Source organism: Delftia sp. DT-2 (assembly GCF_028401915.1).
Classification (GTDB): Bacteria; Pseudomonadota; Gammaproteobacteria; order Burkholderiales; family Burkholderiaceae_C; genus Comamonas; species Comamonas tsuruhatensis.
Map to the genome: position 1 here is coordinate 1 of NZ_JAQOTI010000047.1, position 2,586 is coordinate 2,586.

A 2,586-nucleotide genomic window follows, 5' to 3' on the forward strand; every position below is an offset into this window, starting at 1 on the left:
GGGGGCAGCCCTGCGGTTTCCACGCGCAGCAGGGGAACGTGGCTGTGCGGTTCGTAGAGGGTGTGGATGCGCCGCATTGGCCTGCTGTCCCGGGGCGGCAATTGGATGAGCGTGAGCCGGTCCCCGGCCCGGCCGTAGAAGATCAGGAGCGAGCTGCCGATGCGGCAGAAGACATCGTAGAAGTATTGGTTAGCCAGCACTTGACCTGTTCCGGCTTGGTTTTTTTGTGGTTTGTGCCTTCGAACTCAATGCACTCTATTTGATGATCTCAATCGCTGGATAACATGTATAGGATTCGTCTTTTCCTGGAAGAGTGGCAGTTAACTTCATATGAGTCGGGTTTCCCATTTTTGCCATATTTGCTGCCTCTTTATTCACGGTCATAACCCCAATTGACTCACCATCCATCACTTTCGCAGCTACTATGGTTTCAAATTGAATTTGCTCTTTTTTTATATTATCGAAATAATACTTTGATTCCTTTGTTAAAAATGCTCCTTTTGACGAGAATGAAATAAGATCTTCAATTTTCCCCTGCTGTACTGGATTGTCCTCAAGATTGGCTGTGCCGACTATTGCGACAAATCCGAAACCGTTACCCTTAAATTTTCCCGTACTATAAAAACCTGTTTCAGCAACCCACGAGTATTCAGGGCGAATTTTCTTATGCCACTCCCATGTAGGTCTTTTCTTTAAAATTGGAAAAGTCGCAACAACGCCATTTTTTATGAAAAACGCACCACAATCGTCTGCGCTTGCAAATGCCTTAGCATAAAGTACTCCCATTAAAACAAAAGAACACATCCATTTTTTCATCGTCTCACTCCTCTACGACCTTGCAGTATTCTTCCTGTAACATCAGCTACATCGCTTAAGTCAGCAGTAGCGGCAGATCCAGCGCCGTTAGTCTCTGGGAAATAATATGGCGAGTCACATGTGAAATTTTTAGGAAGATGAGATGTCCTCCAAGGAGAGTCATTGGGCAAATAATCACTCGGAACTCTGACATCTCTTCCAGGCTCACGATCTCCCGCAGTACACGTCAAATTCGCCTTGCTCCATTTCTTGCAATACTGCGTGTAGTCAAACGGGCTGAACTGCTGCGCCGCACTCTGCCAAGGCGTCTTTCCCGCAACCAGCCCCCCAGAACCATAGTCAGTAAGCTGGAACATTACTACCTCTTTTGCATCCAGTGCTTTTGCAACTCAAGCTGAGAAGGCTCTGCTTCCGAAGGACGGCTGCGCTGAGTGCTTGTACTCGCTTATGGTTTATATATTAAAATAAATACTTACTATTTTAGTGTCTCAATCTCTGGATAACATGTATAAGATTCTTCCTTTTCTGGAAGAATTGCAGTTAATCTCATGTGGCTTGGATTACCTATCTTGGCTAACTCTAATGCTTCCAAATCTGCAATTACCAATCCTATTGATTTGTTATCAATCACATCTGCACGGACAATTGTTTTTAATTTAATTCTATCTCTCTTTGTATTGTCTGAATAATATTCGGAGTCCTTGGTTAAAAATGCTCCTTTTGATGCGAATTTAACAAGATCATCAATCTTTCCTTTTTGAGAATGGTTTTTGCTAAGATCGGCGGCGCCTATTATTACAACAAAGCCGAAGCCATTGCTTTTGAATTCTCTTCCTGCATAATTTCCTGTTTCGGCACTCCAAACATATTCTGGGCGAACTTTTTTGTACCACTCCCATGTGTCTCTCTGCTTTAATATTGGGAAATTTGCCATGATTCCTTTTGGGGTAAAAAAGCCGGCACACTCATCATCAAAGGATAATGCGTTGCTGGTAATGGAAATATTCATTGCAATAAGAAAAATCAGTTTCTTCATTTTCTCATGCCCCTTCGTTTTTGGATCATGTTTTTTAGTAAATCAGCGAGATCACCTGTATCTGCAGTTGCAGCAGATCCAGCACCCTGGATATCAAGAAAATAATATGGCATATCACATGAGTAGCCTTCAGGAAGTTCAGATGTTTTCCAAGGGAAGTCGTTGGGTATATAGTCGCCCGGGACCTTCACATCTCTCCCAGGCTCGCGATCTTTTCGACTACATGTGAGATTCATCTTGCTCCATTGATTGCAATACTGCGTGTAGTCATGCGGGCTGAACTGCTGCGCCGCACTCTGCCAAGGCTTCTTTCCCGCCACCAATCCACCTGAACCATAGTCAGGAAGCTGGAGCATTCCTGCAGTCTGCGTATCCAGTTCAGCCTGTGGAACCTGGTGATCAAAGAGCGCGGGTTGCCTCACGCCAGTTCTATTTCTTCCAGAAGATATCTTCTGCAGACCCAGCGGATCAAACCAGTGGTTGGGATCGCCTGAATAGAGATACGAATTCATTCCCCCCATCAACCCAATCGGATCGCGGCTGATATACCTCCCCAGCGCCGGGTCGTAATACCGATGCCTGTTGTAGAAAAGCCCCGATTCCTCATCCAGATGCTGTCCCTGCATCCGAATAGGCTGGTGGAGATGGCTGGGGTTATATTCCCTGATGCAGTTGCCCCAGGGATCGAGTTCGATATGCCAGTCGATCTTTCCCAGCGGGTCGATCAGGGCCAG

General features: G+C 45.6%; 4 protein-coding genes. All 4 read right to left on the reverse strand.

What is annotated here, in order from left to right; all coding sequences use genetic code 11:
* On the reverse strand, nt 1–200 hold a 200-nt coding region (locus PO605_RS30660; protein ID WP_272207336.1), incomplete at its 3' end, for a hypothetical protein.
* A 55-nt stretch (nt 201–255) separates the two neighbouring features.
* Entirely contained in the window at nt 256–816 is a 561-nt protein-coding gene (locus PO605_RS30665) for a hypothetical protein (RefSeq protein WP_156136148.1), read from the reverse strand.
* 475 nt (nt 817–1,291) lie between these two features.
* Nucleotides 1,292–1,852 (reverse strand): hypothetical protein, encoded by a 561-nt coding sequence (locus PO605_RS30670; protein ID WP_156136147.1) that lies wholly within the window; start codon nt 1,850–1,852, stop codon nt 1,292–1,294.
* Nucleotides 1,849–2,586, reverse strand: a 738-nt coding sequence (locus PO605_RS30675) for an RHS repeat-associated core domain-containing protein (protein ID WP_272207337.1), incomplete at its 5' end; no start/stop codon positions are given. The genes PO605_RS30675 and PO605_RS30670, both read right to left, overlap by 4 nt.

What these genes read in the sequence shown, in the direction of transcription:
- PO605_RS30670 (WP_156136147.1), bottom strand. Translation starts at nt 1,852, where the DNA reads ATGAAGAAACTGATTTTTCTTATTGCAATGAATATTTCCATTACCAGC.
- PO605_RS30665 (WP_156136148.1), bottom strand. Translation starts at nt 816, where the DNA reads ATGAAAAAATGGATGTGTTCTTTTGTTTTAATGGGAGTACTTTATGCT.